The sequence below is a fragment of the Vibrio sp. 14N.309.X.WAT.E.F5 genome, from assembly GCF_030397615.1.
Taxonomy (GTDB): domain Bacteria; phylum Pseudomonadota; class Gammaproteobacteria; order Enterobacterales; family Vibrionaceae; genus Vibrio; species Vibrio lentus.
Genome location: NZ_JAPNXR010000008.1, coordinates 102,212 through 117,587 on the forward strand (window position 1 = coordinate 102,212; position 15,376 = coordinate 117,587).

The following is a 15,376-nucleotide window of genomic DNA, read 5'->3' on the forward strand; positions in this document are numbered from 1 at the left end:
TTTCATCGTTAATGATTGATAAAACCATCACAAAAAGCATAATGCTTAGCGCAGAACGAAATACATTGAACTGAGCAACACCAAGTACCAAGCAATGAGAAACAGCACGTGACTAAAATCATCAAGAGTGAACAGAAGAGATCGCAGATCTTAACCGCAGCAAGCCAACTTTTCTCTGATCATGGCTTCAAGATCAATATGGATCAGATAGCGAAAGCAGCGAACGTTTCTAAGCAAACGGTCTACTCCCACTTTAAAAACAAAGACGAACTTTTCGAAACCTGCATGCAAACCAAGTGTGCGGAACGCGAACTCAGCCCCTCAGCATTTGATATGAATGCCACTTTGGAAGAAGAATTGGTGAAGTTTGGTGTGAAGTTTCAAGATTTGTTACTTGATGAACAATCTAGGCAGACCTTTCAAAATGCGGTGAGCCAATCCAACACACATCCAGAAATCGCTTCTATTTATCTAGAAACAGGGCCTCAGAAGACCACTAAGTTACTCGCTGATTATTTGCAGTCGAAAATAGATTCGGGTGACTTAACGCTTTCAACATCAAGTTCACCGATCATTGCTGCACGACAATTGTTGCTGATGTTTCATGGTAAGTCGGCTTATTGGGCATTCTTCGGACACGACAGCGGCGAGTCTGACAATGAAAGACTGAATTACACGCGAGAGTGTGTTGCACTATTCTTAAACGGCAACCAACCTCGCTAGTTTGAGCCCAACTGAATGAGGGTTAGTTAGCAGGAGCAGCTGACTCTAGCAGTAATTCGTAGAACCGTTTTGCAGCTGGGCCTGTCTTTGCCCCTTTTGGCAAAGTGAGATGAAGCGGGACTTGGTATCCACTGCCATTTTCCACATTCAGCACCGTGAGCTTGTCACTTCCTCGGTTTTCAACAATGTGCTTTGGTAGTCGACAATACCCGACTCCCTGCTCTACCGCGCCAAACGCATGATCGAAATTATCGACCGTAATACGCTGACTCGACTTCAACCACCCTACATCCTTTTTGTTCCCTTGCTTTTTACTGCCTTGACTAGCTTGAGCACCTAAGTCTCGCACCACAATTTGTGGTAGCGACGATAACTGATTAAGCGATACAGACGACGCCTTAACTAGCGGGTGCGAGCAAGCAACAACAGGCTCCATCATCGTAAAACCAAAGGCTTCTGCTGAGTAATTAGTAATAGGCAGGTTGATAATAGCCACATCGGCCAGTTCTTGAGTCACCATTTCCGTCGTCTTAGACAATGATGTTTCAATCACTTGTATTGATGTGGTGTGGTTCTCCGCCAAAAATGCAGCCATCGGTTGATAAAGACGTTCAAGGCAGCACAAGTGATCAACCGCAACCACAATTTCAGACTCTACACCTTTCGCCAGTTGTTCACTGATCAACTCCAACTCTCTGGCTTGTTCCAGCATACTGCTTGCACGGCGCAGCAGTGACTTTCCGTCTTCCGACAGCACAGCCCGACGACCTTCGACCTGAACCAAAGAGACACCCAATTGGTCTTCCAACTTTCTCAACGCATAGATCAACGTGGTGTGGCTCTTGTTCAATTGCAGTGCCGCCGCCTGAATACTGCCTGCGCGGTCAATCTCATAAAGGGTTTGCCATTGGTCGAGGGTGGTTTTTAATCTCATCGGTCTAAAATCCTGACAGTTATTAACTATATTATGAACTTTTCTGTCTGTTTTTTACAGGTAATATCTATTCCAACAGGCAATCAAGCCCCCTACGTTTTGCGAAACGACCATGAGTCTCAGCGCAATACCAAGTAACTGTTTGGAGAAATAACCATGAAATTATTACAAGTCGATTTTGAATTTTCAGGCCCATTTGGTGAAGAGATGTCGAACGCGCTCGTTGACCTAGCAAAGTCTATTAACGACGAACCGGGTATGATCTGGAAAATCTGGACAGAAAACGAAGCTGAAAAACTGGGCGGTGGTGTCTATCTTTTTGAAGACCAACTCAGTGCAGAGACGTACCTAGCGATGCATAGCGCTCGCCTTAAACAGATGGGTGTCGACGAAGTACGTGGTGTGATTTTTGACGTGAACCAGCCTTTAACTACCATTAACAAAGGCCCAATCAACGGCTAGTTAATTCGCTGAATGAAAACAAAGCGATTGGAATGAATAAAGAATTAGCGACAGGCACGAGATAGAGAGATAACAAATGAACAATAAAACGTTTTTAAGCCTACACGGCATCATTTACGCAGGATTTGCCTTGGCGTTGTTTTTCCTACCAACGGTCATATGGCCTATGTACGGTGTGGAAATTAATGATAAGTACGCTTATTTTCTCTCTCAGCACACCAGTATCTTCCTTGGTGGTATTGCCGCGATAAGCTGGTTATTACGAGATATTGAGCCCGGAGTCAGTGCCAAAAAGCTCGTACAAGGTTTGGTTGTGACCAATATGCTGGGTGCCATCATCACCTTGTATGCCGCGTTTACAGGCATTTTTGTTGGTTTTGGTTGGAGTGATCCTGCGTTCTTCCTTTCACTATCGGTGCTCAGCGTGTTGCAGGTTCGTCGACAAGGCTAGTTCATACAAAACCAAACCAATAAAAAAGGAACAGATGCACTCATCATCTGTTCCTTTTTCTCAATCAACTGTCGTTAACCTAGCGCGCTCAGCTTATTTGCTGTGCTCAACGTAAATCAATTCATCAGTATTGAAGCCACGCTCTTTAGACATCGCTTTGAACTTCTCCATTACTTCTGGCGCAACCTCTGGTGTTCTTGAAAGTAACCACAAGTAGTCAGTATCTGGGCCCGAAACAAACGCGTATTGGTAGTTCTCTTCATCCAACTCGAACACCACATAAGCTCCGTAGAAGGGGCCAAAGAACGACACTTTTAGATAACCCTGATCGCTACCTTCGACAAAGTACGCCTTACCTTCCGCCTCGTTCCATTCGCCATCTTCAGCCGAATACCCGCGGTTAATTACCTTAACGCCACCATCATCACGCAGGGTGTACTCGGCACTGATGTTGTCTAAGCCACGCTCAAACGAGTGGTCTAAACGAGCCACTTCGTACCATTTTCCTAAGTATCGATCCAATTCAAACTGTTGAACAGGCTTTACTGTTTCAGGCATGCCCACGCAACCACCCAATAGAACCACACTAAGCAGCAATAATATTTTTTTCATCCTAACCTCGGCTTGTTTTTATTAGTAATGCGAGTAAGCCTTGTGAAAACATAAACTTACATCCTTGGTAATACGTTAAATCCATTTTTAAAGTTCACCTAACTGTAATTTATTCAGAATCTTATGTGAATTATTTAGTCTGCGAATGAATTAATGGTGTTTCATTGCTATTCGATATTGAGTCGGAGTCACCTGCTTATACGATTTAAACTGACGATTAAAGTTGGCTTGGTTGTCGTATCCCACTTTCTCCAAAATCAGATTCACTGGCAACGAAGTATTAATTAATAAATCACACGCCACATTGAGCCTAATTTTCTTTAGCCTTTGACTAAAACTCTCGTTGTAGTGTTTTTGAAATAGGCGCCTAACGCTACTCTCACTAATGTAGAGATGCTTGGCTAAATCATTAACCGAGATGTCGTGATTAAAATTGTTCACCAAGAAAGCTTCAACCTTGTCCAACTTATCGCTGACTTCATCTTCATCATCCGAGTTGAAGACAGGGTTAATCAACTGCACTACCTCTTGATCCTCAAGCAAAAGTGCAAACAAAGAGAACAAGGTAAGCAGTTGTTGATGTGGCGACTGGTTCATCACCTTATTCAAAACTTCCGTCGCTTTCTCTGCAGTCGCGGGTGAAAACTGAAGCCCTTTCTTTGATTCTTCGAGCAAAGCACGTAACGGTTCGAGCTCTCGACAGCACGCTATCAATTGCTCTATCCAATCTTTGCGAAACCAAACTACGTGCGTTTCACATATTCGCGAGTCATCAGTGCTCTCGTCCGAATAGATGGCATGAGGTAAATCAGGCCCAACCAAGATCATGTGGTTGTGAAACACATCGCTTTGGTGATGCCCAATAAAGCTATGCCCAGTAAAGTGACGATGAATCGCTATTTCGTACTCTTCATGTCGGTGCCAACCATAGCTTTTACCGTTCTCGACGATTTTTTTATAGCGCCATGATGTGCCGATTCGTTGTGGCACTTTTTCCAAGTAACCTTTCATTGCGATGCTCAGTGACGTTTTAATATTGAAAGTATACGCATCAAACCATTCAGATGAGTACATTGACTGAAAAGTATTGAACATTGCGCTAACGATACTCATCCGGTTGTCACCGCTAAATATACTTCAGGTGAACTTAATCAGGAGAGCAACTATGGACACTTTATTATTAAAAATCCGCGATATGATTCTTGCCACTCGTCAGCAGTGGATAGGCGAGATCACCTACAACCACAACATTAAAGGTGAGAACACTTGGAAACTTTATGGCTATAACTCTTATGAAGAATACAAAAAAGATCTGCGTAACAGCCTAAAACAAGAGTCGTGATTGAAGATTTGTTCAAGCCACAATTTATTGATTAGTCGCGGCTTTTATTTGTCATTCATGTAGAGTTTCACACTGGCCACTCGCTTTCTATACTTACTAAACAGTGGAACATGGAATAAATAACAATGAACAATAAGCTCACTTTGCCACGCACTGCATGGATTGCATTATTCGCTAGCCTAAGCACTGTGCCATCGGCTTTTTCTCAAAGCCTAACCGCAGACCAGATCTTTACCAATGCCGACATATATGGGCATCGCGAGTCAGACTCTATCGTTACCCATAACGGCAAGATCATCTTCATCGGTGACCACGCTCAGGCGCAATCTTTTCAAGGGCAGAATACCGATGTCATCGACTTGAAGAATGCCTTTGTTTTGCCGGGGTTCATTGATAATCACAACCATGTTTTCGAAGCCGCCTCAGAGCTGGGTGGCAATTGCGAACTGGATTCTGAAGCCACATTAGAAGAGCAAATCCCTTACTTAGAAGCGTGTAAGATCAATTCCGAAACCAATGGTCGAGGCTGGCTGATGGGTTATGGCTTTTCTTTGGAATCGACACTCGACAGCGACTCTGAATACACACCACTTGAGATCATCGACAGTATATTCCCTGATCGCCCCGTGGTGCTTATGGAGCAAACCTCTCACTCAATGTGGGTCAACTCGAAAGCCTTAAAAATAGCCAGAATCAGCCAACAATCTCCTGACCCACAAGGTGGCGCTTATTTAAAAGACCAAGACAGCGGCAAGCTCAATGGCATCTTATTAGATAACGCTGGCGACCAAATTATGGAGATGGCGTGGAACAGCCAAAGCGAGCTCTTTGAACAAAGCTACCAAGGGTTAATGTTCGGACTTGAAGAAGCCGCTGCGCACGGCATTACCACCATTGGTGACGGCCGGATGTATTGGAAACGAGGCTGGTATGACGTTTGGCTAGAAGCGGAGCAAAACCAAGATTTGACGGCTCGCGTGTCATTACGCCCTTGGGTTTACCCATCAATGGCGATACCCTCTCAATTAGAAGTCTTCGAGCAGATGTATTCAGATGATAAAAGCCGTCTGTTGCTCGTCGATCAGGTAAAAATGTACAGCGATGGCATCTTCATTAATGGCACAGCAAAAACACTCGCGCCCTATTTAGATACCTATCTGCCACAGTCTCCCAATGGCCTAAACTACATTCCACCTGCACAGATGAAAGAGTGGCTAACCGCGCTCGATAAAATCGGTTTTAGCGCTCACATTCATGCGATTGGTGATGGTGCCGTTCGTGAATCTCTTGATGCGATAGAAAGCGTGCGTAAACAAGGTTCGAAAAAGCCTTATACCCTAACTCACGTAGAGTTAATCAATGATGAAGACGTTCCCCGCTTCATGCAGCTCAATGTCTCGGCGGATTTCCAAGTCGGGTCAGATTACGTAGCCAAACATCAACACCAATGGGCCGAAGCTTTCCTTGGTGCTCGCCGTGCCAAAGCCCTGATGAACCTAGACGCGATACTTAAGACTGATGCCAATATCACCTTGAGCAGTGACTGGAACGTACACGACATCAATCCTTTAGTCGGCATCGCGAATAGCTTAATCATGGGTAAAACAGGCCTCACTGATATCTACACAGCTATCGACGCTTACACGCTCAATGCAGCAAAGAGCCTTGGTATCGAAGACGTAACAGGTTCTATTGAGGTTGGAAAATCAGCGGACTTCGCGATTCTCGACCGAGACATCACCACAGTATCGGCAAGACAAATAGCCAAGACTCAGGTGTTGATGACGGTGTTGCAAGGAGATGTGGTTTTCGAAGACATGGATTAGCAAACCAATGTTCGACACAAAGCCGTTTGCTACTAGTTAGTTTGCTATCCGCTAACTCACTTCCAATTGGCTCGCTAAAAAGTACCAGGAAAATACAAGGTTAAGCTTGCTCAGCGAGCTTGGTATTTCCCTTTATTTTTACAACATAAGTAGTCGCAAAAATCAGCACAGAAAACAGCCCACATAAGTAAATAGGATATTGAGGGTTCAAGGTTGAAGTAAACGCAAGTAATGAAGCAACGCCATAGCCTAGAGTATGAGACATGGCGATATACCCTGCGGCAGCACCCGGTGCGCCACTTTGCTTTTCAGTGGCAAACAACGTGTAAGCAGGAACAAGCAACGCTGCGCCAATCGCGGTCACTACCATCGCCACAGCAAACGTCCACATACTAGGAATCAAGAACATCACAAAACCGACAACCAAAGCAGAAGCGCCACAACGGTACATAAAAAGCGGCGTCAGTTTATCCTTTTTGATAACCAAGAGTTGAGTAGCGAAAGTAAACGCGGCACCGATGGTTAACAGAATGCCAATCGCGTCACTTAATTGATCAGTTGCCCAATGGGTGATCGAATAAATCAATGGAGAGAAACTGTATTGCAACAACGCGACTGCCGCACACAGCAACAATCCACTCGATAAAAAAGGCAATAGTGCCCTACTCGGCAGCCAAGGCGATGGAACCTTGCTACTCGCTTGTTCTGTATTCATTTCTGGTGCTGGCAATAACATCGCTGCGATTAACGCCAAGCATGGTAATAAAACCATGATAATCAGAGGCGCATAAGGTGAAAACTTTAACGCAAGAATGGATATAATCGGGCCAATCAATCGACCAGCACTTAAGCCAATACTCACCGAAGTAATAGCCTGTAAACGGTTTCTCTCACCACACAACAATATCGCCCAATGTTGACTCGCGGGCACCATCCCAGACACCGTACAACCATAAATAATTCGCGCCACCACAAGTCCAATCAAACAAAACACTAGCGCCTTTTCTTGGTCACTGTTCATCGCAAAAAAACACAAAAATGCAAAACTGACGGCCATGCCTACCAATGCCTGAATGACGACTTTTTTCGGGCCATGTTTATCGCTCTGTCTTCCCCAAAAAGGCGCAGACGGCAAAAATAATATGCTTCCTATTGCGATAAGAATCGACCACGTAGGCAAGCTGAATGCAGATTGTTCCACAAGAAAAGGCAGAGAAACGAGTAAGCCGTTTTGCCCAATTCCCATTAGGGCGGCAGCAAGACCAATAGTCATTAAGTGGAATTTTTTATTTTGGATAACAGACATAATATCGAAGGCGCTAGAAAAAGTTGGAATGCTGAATAACGGGAAATATCAAAAATAATGATAAATTGATTGATTTGGAGAATCATTATCATTTGAGTTTCATTGTGTTACATTAGCGGCTAGTAGCCTATAACTCAACTCTATATTGCATTATGTACAAACTTACCAATGCCTCGTTCGAAATCGACGGTAAGACGATTCTTTCCCCTACCAACTTAACGTTTGAACCTAAAAAAATCACCACTTTGTTGGGTCATAATGGATGTGGAAAATCGACGCTGATTAAACTGTTGAGTAGACAAAACACCCCTTCTAAAGGTGACGTTTTCTTCGACCAGCAGTTGCTTTCATCGTATAGCAATCTCGAATTTGCACACCAAGTTGCTTACCTTCCTCAACATCCCCCGATTACCGATGGTGTGACAGTTCGTGAACTGGTTTGCTTTGGTCGTTACCCGTGGAAAGGCGCATTTGGACGTTACAGCCGTGACGACTACGCCATAGTAGACGAAGCGATTGAGAAAGTCGGTTTGAACGCCTTTTCAGATCGATTTGTTGCCACATTGTCTGGTGGTGAAAGACAAAGAGCTTGGGTCGCAATGCTGCTAGCTCAACAAAGCCAATGCATTTTGCTTGATGAGCCAACCTCTGCACTCGATGTCGCACATCAACATGAATTGCTTGCCTTGATCAGGGAGCTCAACCAGACGTTAGGGTTAACCGTTATTATGGTCCTGCATGATGTCAACATGGCTGCTAAATTCAGTGACCATTTGATTGCGCTTCATTCCGGAAAAGTCATCGCTTCAGGCCCACCGAAAGAGTTGATGACGCCTGAGACGCTGATGCAGATCTACGGCATGGAACTGGCGCTCTTTAAACACCCTGAAACAGGGCAACCTATTAGTTACATCCCTTAAATACAAAAGGAATCGGTTGTGAAAACGTTCATAACACTACTGTGCACATTATTCGCTTTTAATGCTCTTGCTATAAAGAGTGCCCATGCTTTAGAAATCACACACGAAATGGGCATCGCCTCTTTCGATACGATGCCGAAAAAAGTAGTGGCACTAGACTGGGCTCTTACAGAAACCGTGTTAAGCCTAGGTGTTGAACTAGAGGGTATTGCAGACGCCAAAGGCTATCAACAATGGGTAGTGAAACCCGAACTGAATTCAAACGTGACCGATGTAGGTTCTCGACGTGAACCGAACCTTGAATTGCTGACCGAACTCAAACCCGATGTCATTTTAATCAGTGAACATATGTCGGCGGCTTACCATCAGCTAAACAAAATCGCTCCGGTATTGGTTTTCAGTATCTACAGTAAAAAGAAGCAGCCATACGAATCTGCAACGTCAATTACTCTGTCTTTAGGTAAGTTGTTCGACCGAGAACAACGCGCTCAACAAGTAATTGCAGAAACAAACACGCGACTCCGTGAAAACGGCGAAAAAGTGCGTGCAGCGGGTAACTCAGAGAAACCGCTGATATTCGCTCGCTTCATTAACGACAAAACATTACGAATCCACAGCCAAGGTTCACTTGCGCAAGCAACCATCAATAAGATGGGGCTGAAAAATGACTGGCAAGAACAAACTAACCTTTGGGGTTTCAGCACGGTAGGAACGGAAAGACTCGCTGAGCACCAAAAAACCAATGTCATGCTATTTGGCCCTCTTCAAGAAGAAGAGCGAAAACAACTGACTCTGTCTCCTCTTTGGCAAGTGATGGAATTTACACGTACAGATTCAGTTTACGAACTTCCTAGTATTTGGACCTTTGGTGGACTTATTGCCGCTCAAAGGTTTAGTGACCACATTACAGAACTGCTTACCCAAAAATAATGGCTACCATCAAGCTCGAAAAAACCGTCACTGAACGAATCAATATCAAAACAGCAACGCTATCGATCGCTGTTGTTTTGCTGATCAGCGTACTTCTGCAAATAACCGCTCCATATTCACAAGGGGTTAGGCTCATCTGGGATACGCTTTTCCATTTTGATCCTTCAAACTATCAACACTTAATTACCCACCTAACGTATTTACCTAGGCTCACCGTTGCACTGATTTGCGGATTCGCGCTTGCGGTTGCTGGGTGTGTGATGCAGTTTGTGTTGCGTAACCCGATAGCCTCACCCACCACACTTGGTGTTGCTGCGGGCGCTGAACTGGGTATGGTATTGGGGATCTTGTTAATTCCTGCCAACCTTACCATTCCCGGTTTCATCCCAGCTTTCATCGGAGGTTGCCTTGCTACAGGCTTGGTCTTTGCCTTAAGTTCTGCACGAGGATTTTCACCGCTGCACATGGTGCTCGCAGGTATGGTTGTCAGCCTATTTTTGGGCTCACTCAATACCATGTTGCTCATGTTGCATGAACAACAACTCACCAGTATTTTTGTGTGGGGTGCAGGTGTACTGAATCAAAACGACTGGTCAAGTGTTCAGGTTCTCATTCCTTTAGTCTCTATCCCTACGCTATTACTACTGATATTTCAGCGACCGTTGTCTGCGCTGCAATTTGGCGACAATGTCGCGACTTCACTTGGCGTAAACATCAAACAAATCAAACTGCTTTGCTTATCACTGGCGATCTTTATTACTGCCGCGGTAGTCAGTGAGGTTGGCTTGATTGGATTTGTTGGAATCGTCGCTCCCGCCATCGCTAGACTGATGGGCGTTAGAGCTCTTGCAAAACAGATTTTGGTCAGTGGTTTGGTTGGTAGCTTGATCTTGCTGATTGTCGATTTAGTGATTCAGCCATTCTCAGGAGTCGGTGGCGAATTACTGCCAACCGGAGCGATGACGGCTCTGCTTGGTGCTCCCTTCCTATTGTGGTTACTGCAACGTACCAAACTGCAATCCGACTTAAAAAACCGTAGTGAACACGTCGAGTGCTACAAGTTAGTCGATACGCGTAAAGTGCTGGTGACCATGTTCCTTCTACTCGTTGTCATTTGTACTGTTGCTCTTACGTTTGGTAAAAACCAGTTCGGTTGGAGTGTCGAATTCCACCAATCACTGTTCGAATTACGTTTACCACGTGTGTTGGTTGCATTATTAGCGGGAGTTGGGCTCGCGTTTGCCGGCACCATTATTCAGCGAATCTCAAATAACCCGATGGCGAGCCCAGAAGTTTTGGGGATCAGCTCAGGCGCCGCGCTTGCACTTGTTCTCGGCACGCTCTTTGGCACGACAGTAGGGCGAGAAGAGCAAATGCTGCTCGGCACGCTAGGCGCAACGTCGGTGACGGCATTGGTTTGGTTTATGGGTAGGAAACACAATTTCGCTCCCACTCAAACCTTGTTAACAGGTATCGCGCTAAGTGCGGGGCTCGACGCTTTGCTACGCATTGCGATGAGTTCTGGGAACGAGAATGCTACGTCCCTGCTCACTTGGCTTTCTGGCTCTACCTACTTAGTCGCCAATCAAGACGTGATGTTACTCGCGATTGGTGTTGCTATCGTTGGCGCTGTGGCACTGTCACTGAATCGTTGGATAGAGCTCATTAACTTGGGTGATGTCACCACAAGTAGCCTCGGTATGAACACAACCTTGGTTCGCTTGGCGTTGCTTCTGTTGGTTGCCGCGCTAACGACGCTTTGTACGATTGTTATTGGCCCACTGAGCTTTATCGGATTATTAGCACCGCACATGGCTCGCTCGCTTCACCAATATCGCGTTATCCCTCAGATGCTCACAGCAGCATTGTTGGGCGCGATTATTATGGTGGCTGCCGATTGGATTGGTCGTACTTTGTGGTTCCCATGGCAATTCCCAGCAGGGTTATTGGCGTCTCTGCTCGGTGGCGGTTACTTCCTCTATCTAATGAGAAAATAGGCACATACGGAGAAGTCACTTTCTCCGCTTGAAATCCCCGTTTGAAGTCAGAGCTTTAAGCAGGGCTCGCTTTTCACTCACCCATTAACACGCTTGCCAACAAACTTATCAGCATTGTCTTTTGGCCACAAAAACACAATACATGGTATTCACCTGCTTTTCTGTTTACCATAGGATCAAGCATAAACACACTTTTTGAGCCTCATGGACATAACTACAATTACAAAGCTCCAACAAGATTTACTGTTTAAAGTGATCACTCGCCTAAAAGCTGAGGATGCTAAAGCGGGCAGCAGCCTGAACGAATCGTCGCTAGCTCAACAATTCGAAGTATCCAGAACACCCATTCGCGCGGTGTTAAAGCACCTATCGACTCAAGGTATAACTAAAGTTGTTCCTTACAAGGGTTCGGTGTTGCAAACCGACGCCGCAGATATCGAAATTGCAGGCCAAGACAGCGATAAACAGTCTCGACAAGATCAATTATATCTCCGTGTTTTGATGGATCTGTTTTTTAGCGAGCTCGGCAGTTCCTTTTCAGAGAAAGAACTGCAAGAACGTTACGATGTGAATCGTGGTGAGATGCAAGCAATCCTTCGCTTATTAGAAAATGACGGTATTTTTCGCCGTAGTCCGGGCTACAAATGGCAACTTGATGGCGTATTGAACACCCTAGAAAGGCACACTGAAAGTTATCGATGTCGACTAATTTTTGAACCCGCAGGTTTACTTGAACCCACATGGGCATTGGATAACACTGTAATGGAAAGCTGCCGCGATAACCATGTACAAGCCATTGCTACGCCAGAATCAGTCACTGCGAGTCAACTCTTTGCACTCAGTGCCGAGTTTCACGAGCAACTTGCGGCGTGTTCGGGAAATCGCTTTTTGCTGGCTACCATGCAGCAACACAATCGCCTCCGTAAAGCGACCGATCTAGTCTCAATGCACATTCAATCCTCGGTCACTAAATCGTGTCAGCGTCGTCTTGCGATCATTGAGTTAGTACTAAAAGGTGATAATCAAACCGCATCCACTCAGTTGGCTGAACTATTAGAGAACGACATTCGCGTGATGAAGCGCACCTACAACGACGTCATGAATGTATCTCAAGCTCAGCAAAAAAGTTTAATTGATAGCATCATGGCAAAAAACAGTTAATCACTGGGGCAGACAACAACCGCTGCCCCGCTCACTACTTCATCATCTCTCTACCCTATCTATCAAACCCTATACCTTATGCCCCATTGCATTCCACCAGCAAGATGACGACCAAAAACCACACTCCATAAGCCCTCTTTTTCACCGTGCAACACCAAGCCATCAACCACTAATTTCAAATCTATAAAATAAAATTGCATTTCAATATTGTGTTTTCGCAACAAAAACACAATAATAATGATTCTTATTTAGAATTGATAAGTATAACGATTACAGTTCGTACTTTGATTAATGTTGAGTTGACCACTGAAACGACAAAACATGCAATCTCGGAAGATATCGAGATGAATGACTTTGAGGTGATAAGCAAAGTAACCAAGGTTGAGCAACTTTCTAATTTAAGACGCTTCATTTTTATTGCCGATAGATAAAAACGAACGCTTATTTGCTTATAACAACAAAGCCATCGCACAAATATGAGTCTTTGTGCCGCCTTTTATTGATCAAGATTGAGAACAAAATGAAAACCGAAAAAGGAAGTTTCAAGCTTTCCACCGTAGCCCTAGCGATTGTCGCAGCGAGCACAGTGTTTACAGCCCAAGCGCAAGAATATACAAGTGAAGAAAAAATGGTGGTCGTCTCTAGCCGCACCCCTAAAGCGATCAGCGATATCCCAGGAACGGTGTGGTATATCGATTCTGACCAAATCGAGCAAGAATATCGTGGTGGTAAATCTCTTGGAGAGATCCTGTCAGCAACCATTCCTTCGCTAGACGTAAGCAGTGGTGCTCGCACCAACTACGGCCAAAACCTTCGCGGCCGTAAGATGCTTGTGATGATTGATGGCGTTTCGCTGCAGTCTTCTCGTCAAATCAGTCGTCACCTAGATTCTATTGACCCATTTAACATTGACCGCATCGAAGTGTTATCGGGCGCGACATCTATCTACGGTGCAGGCGCTTCAGGTGGTGTCATTAATATCATCACTAAGAAAGCACAAAGTGAAGAACTGGAGTTTGAATCCTTTGTGGGTGGTTCATCGGGCTTCAATTCAGGTGAAGATTTCGATTACAAAATCGGTCAATCTATCTCTGGTGGTAATGAAACCGTTCAAGCTCGTTCTTCAGTGGTTTACACCGAGACACAAGGTTTTTTCGACGCCGATGGCGATATTGTTACCCCTGATATTTCGCAAGGTTCACTTCAATTCAACAAGACAGTCGATTTCCTAACGACTGTTGGCGTTAACCTGTCAGAAACCAAGAAACTGAACTTCCTAGCACAATATTACGATAGCCAACAAGACTCGCCTTACGGCCTATACATTGTTGGGCGTGACTTCGTAGACGTCCGCAAAGGGTTTGATTCTGACCGCGAACACGGTACTGAACGCATTATGCTAAGTGCCTCTTATGTGGATGAGCAGTTCTTAGGCCACCAACTGATTGTTGAAGCTTCGTATCGTAAAGAAGACCAAACCTATACACCTTATTTCCAATCTTCTGGTCAACAGATCACCGATGTTATCTCTTTAAAAGCGGCATTGGCCAAGAGTTTCAATAAATTCAACATTGTTTACGGTATCGATGCATATCAAGACCAACTTGATAGTAACCAAGCACTTTACGATCCAACCATTGCTAATAATTCGGGTAACTTGATCAACAAAACTTACGCACAAGTGGGTCGCTATGCTGGCGTTAAAGTCAGCTCAATCGCGAGCTTTATTCAAGCCGACTATGCGCTAACCAATGATTGGACCATAGAAGGTGGTTTCCGCTACCAATACATGTCGAACAAGATTGACGACTTCGTCGGTTACAGCCAGCAAAAGAGCATTGCAGCGGGCAATGGCACATCAGCCGATGCCGTTCCCGGTGGCGAGACCGATTACACCGTTGGTTTATTCAACTTAGGTACGATCTACCATCTGACCAACGAGTCTCAAGTATGGGCTAACTTCTCTCAAGGTTTCGACCTTGCAGATCCGGCGAAATACTACGGACAAGGCGACTACACATTGGTTGGCGACCACTGGCAACTTAATGACAGTATTAACGTGAACGACTCGAAAATGTCTGGTATCAAAACCAACAGCTTCGAACTGGGTTACCGCCTTGATACTGGCGAACTAAACCTGCAAACAGCGGCGTACTATTCGCAGTCTGACAAGTCAGTGAAATACGACAAAAACACACTGCTTATCGAAGAAATCGACGATAAAAAGCGTGTCTATGGTTTAGAAGCGATGGCATCTTACTGGGTGCATGAGAACATTCAGATAGGCGCATCAGGTCACTACGTGATTTCAGAAGTGAAAGGCGATGACGGTTGGAAAGACTTTACCGCGGGCGAAGCCAGCACTTCAAAAGCCAATGCTTGGGCAGGTTGGTATGACACAGACCTTTCTGTCAAAGTACAAAGCCAGACCATGTTTGATTATGAAGACGACGATCAAAATGAGCTAAACGGCTACACCGTGTTTGATTTAGTCGGAACTTACCAACTTCCTGTCGGTAGCTTAGGTTTCGGTATTCAAAACCTACTGAATAAAGACTACACCACCATTTGGGGTCAACGTGCTCAAATCGTCTACTCGTCACATTACGATTCAGCAGCGTATGACTACAAAGGTCGTGGCCGAACTTACAACGTAAACTACCAAGTTAAGTTCTAACCGAGTACTCATCAAAAATATAATTAAAGGGTTGG

The 15,376-nt window shown here is 44.9% G+C and carries 14 protein-coding genes; 10 read left to right on the forward strand and 4 right to left on the reverse strand.

The window, feature by feature from the left end:
• Positions 1-108 precede the first annotated feature (108 nt).
• Entirely contained in the window at positions 109-723 is a 615-nt protein-coding gene (locus tag OW495_RS11180) for a TetR/AcrR family transcriptional regulator (RefSeq protein ID WP_017105296.1), read from the forward strand.
• Between the two features lie 22 nt (positions 724-745).
• On the opposite strand, the gene OW495_RS11185 is transcribed toward OW495_RS11180, so the two are convergent.
• Positions 746-1,657, reverse strand: coding sequence for a LysR family transcriptional regulator (locus OW495_RS11185; protein ID WP_102514329.1), 912 nt, complete (start codon positions 1,655-1,657; stop codon positions 746-748).
• A gap of 156 nt (positions 1,658-1,813) precedes the next feature.
• On the opposite strand from OW495_RS11185, the gene OW495_RS11190 reads away from it, so the two are divergent.
• Positions 1,814-2,119 (forward strand): monooxygenase, encoded by a 306-nt coding sequence (locus OW495_RS11190; RefSeq protein WP_102514330.1) that lies wholly within the window; start codon positions 1,814-1,816, stop codon positions 2,117-2,119.
• A gap of 76 nt (positions 2,120-2,195) precedes the next feature.
• The gene (locus OW495_RS11195; protein WP_102514331.1) at positions 2,196-2,570 is read left to right on the forward strand and encodes a hypothetical protein; all 375 of its coding nucleotides are present in this window, start codon (positions 2,196-2,198) and stop codon (positions 2,568-2,570) included.
• A gap of 93 nt (positions 2,571-2,663) precedes the next feature.
• Here OW495_RS11195 and OW495_RS11200 read toward each other — a convergent pair whose 3' ends face one another.
• Together OW495_RS11200 and OW495_RS11205 are read right to left on the reverse strand one after the other, a co-directional pair.
• Entirely contained in the window at positions 2,664-3,182 is a 519-nt protein-coding gene (locus tag OW495_RS11200; RefSeq protein ID WP_102514332.1) for a lipocalin family protein, read from the reverse strand.
• A 150-nt stretch (positions 3,183-3,332) separates the two neighbouring features.
• Positions 3,333-4,295: an AraC family transcriptional regulator gene (locus OW495_RS11205; RefSeq protein WP_102514333.1), complete on the reverse strand. Its 963-nt coding sequence runs from the start codon at positions 4,293-4,295 to the stop codon at positions 3,333-3,335.
• Positions 4,296-4,347: 52 nt separating this feature from the next.
• Here OW495_RS11205 and OW495_RS11210 point away from each other — a divergent pair, with 52 nt between their 5' ends.
• Positions 4,348-4,524 (forward strand): hypothetical protein, encoded by a 177-nt coding sequence (locus tag OW495_RS11210; protein ID WP_198595469.1) that lies wholly within the window; start codon positions 4,348-4,350, stop codon positions 4,522-4,524.
• A 125-nt stretch (positions 4,525-4,649) separates the two neighbouring features.
• A complete protein-coding gene (locus tag OW495_RS11215) occupies positions 4,650-6,350 on the forward strand; it encodes an amidohydrolase (RefSeq protein WP_102514334.1) in 1,701 nt (566 codons plus the stop codon).
• Positions 6,351-6,450: 100 nt separating this feature from the next.
• Here OW495_RS11215 and OW495_RS11220 read toward each other — a convergent pair whose 3' ends face one another.
• Positions 6,451-7,656 carry an MFS transporter gene (locus OW495_RS11220; protein WP_102514335.1) on the reverse strand — a complete coding sequence of 402 codons (1,206 nt, stop codon included), beginning with the start codon at positions 7,654-7,656 and terminating at the stop codon, positions 6,451-6,453.
• Positions 7,657-7,808: 152 nt separating this feature from the next.
• On the opposite strand from OW495_RS11220, the gene OW495_RS11225 reads away from it, so the two are divergent.
• From OW495_RS11225 to OW495_RS11245, 5 genes are all read left to right on the forward strand, one after another.
• A complete protein-coding gene (locus OW495_RS11225) occupies positions 7,809-8,576 on the forward strand; it encodes an ATP-binding cassette domain-containing protein (protein WP_102514336.1) in 768 nt (255 codons plus the stop codon).
• A gap of 18 nt (positions 8,577-8,594) precedes the next feature.
• On the forward strand, positions 8,595-9,506 hold the full coding sequence (locus OW495_RS11230) for an iron-siderophore ABC transporter substrate-binding protein (protein WP_198599810.1): 912 nt from the start codon (positions 8,595-8,597) through the stop codon (positions 9,504-9,506).
• Positions 9,506-11,503 (forward strand): Fe(3+)-hydroxamate ABC transporter permease FhuB, encoded by a 1,998-nt coding sequence (fhuB, locus tag OW495_RS11235; RefSeq protein ID WP_102514337.1) that lies wholly within the window; start codon positions 9,506-9,508, stop codon positions 11,501-11,503. The genes OW495_RS11230 and fhuB overlap by 1 nt, the downstream gene beginning before the upstream one ends.
• A 204-nt stretch (positions 11,504-11,707) precedes the next feature.
• Positions 11,708-12,664, forward strand: coding sequence for a GntR family transcriptional regulator (locus OW495_RS11240; RefSeq protein ID WP_102514338.1), 957 nt, complete (start codon positions 11,708-11,710; stop codon positions 12,662-12,664).
• 520 nt (positions 12,665-13,184) lie between these two features.
• The gene (locus tag OW495_RS11245; RefSeq protein WP_289886562.1) at positions 13,185-15,341 is read left to right on the forward strand and encodes a TonB-dependent receptor; all 2,157 of its coding nucleotides are present in this window, start codon (positions 13,185-13,187) and stop codon (positions 15,339-15,341) included.
• Positions 15,342-15,376: the final 35 nt, after the last annotated feature.

Bases quoted from the DNA above. Each gene is read 5' to 3' on its own strand.
- OW495_RS11185 (WP_102514329.1), bottom strand. From the start codon at position 1,657: ATGAGATTAAAAACCACCCTCGACCAATGGCAAACCCTTTATGAGATT.
- OW495_RS11190 (WP_102514330.1), top strand. From the start codon at position 1,814: ATGAAATTATTACAAGTCGATTTTGAATTTTCAGGCCCATTTGGTGAA.
- OW495_RS11195 (WP_102514331.1), top strand. From the start codon at position 2,196: ATGAACAATAAAACGTTTTTAAGCCTACACGGCATCATTTACGCAGGA.
- OW495_RS11200 (WP_102514332.1), bottom strand. From the start codon at position 3,182: ATGAAAAAAATATTATTGCTGCTTAGTGTGGTTCTATTGGGTGGTTGC.
- OW495_RS11205 (WP_102514333.1), bottom strand. From the start codon at position 4,295: ATGAGTATCGTTAGCGCAATGTTCAATACTTTTCAGTCAATGTACTCA.
- OW495_RS11210 (WP_198595469.1), top strand. From the start codon at position 4,348: ATGGACACTTTATTATTAAAAATCCGCGATATGATTCTTGCCACTCGT.
- OW495_RS11215 (WP_102514334.1), top strand. From the start codon at position 4,650: ATGAACAATAAGCTCACTTTGCCACGCACTGCATGGATTGCATTATTC.
- OW495_RS11220 (WP_102514335.1), bottom strand. From the start codon at position 7,656: ATGTCTGTTATCCAAAATAAAAAATTCCACTTAATGACTATTGGTCTT.
- OW495_RS11225 (WP_102514336.1), top strand. From the start codon at position 7,809: ATGTACAAACTTACCAATGCCTCGTTCGAAATCGACGGTAAGACGATT.
- fhuB (WP_102514337.1), top strand. From the start codon at position 9,506: ATGGCTACCATCAAGCTCGAAAAAACCGTCACTGAACGAATCAATATC.
- OW495_RS11240 (WP_102514338.1), top strand. From the start codon at position 11,708: ATGGACATAACTACAATTACAAAGCTCCAACAAGATTTACTGTTTAAA.
- OW495_RS11245 (WP_289886562.1), top strand. From the start codon at position 13,185: ATGAAAACCGAAAAAGGAAGTTTCAAGCTTTCCACCGTAGCCCTAGCG.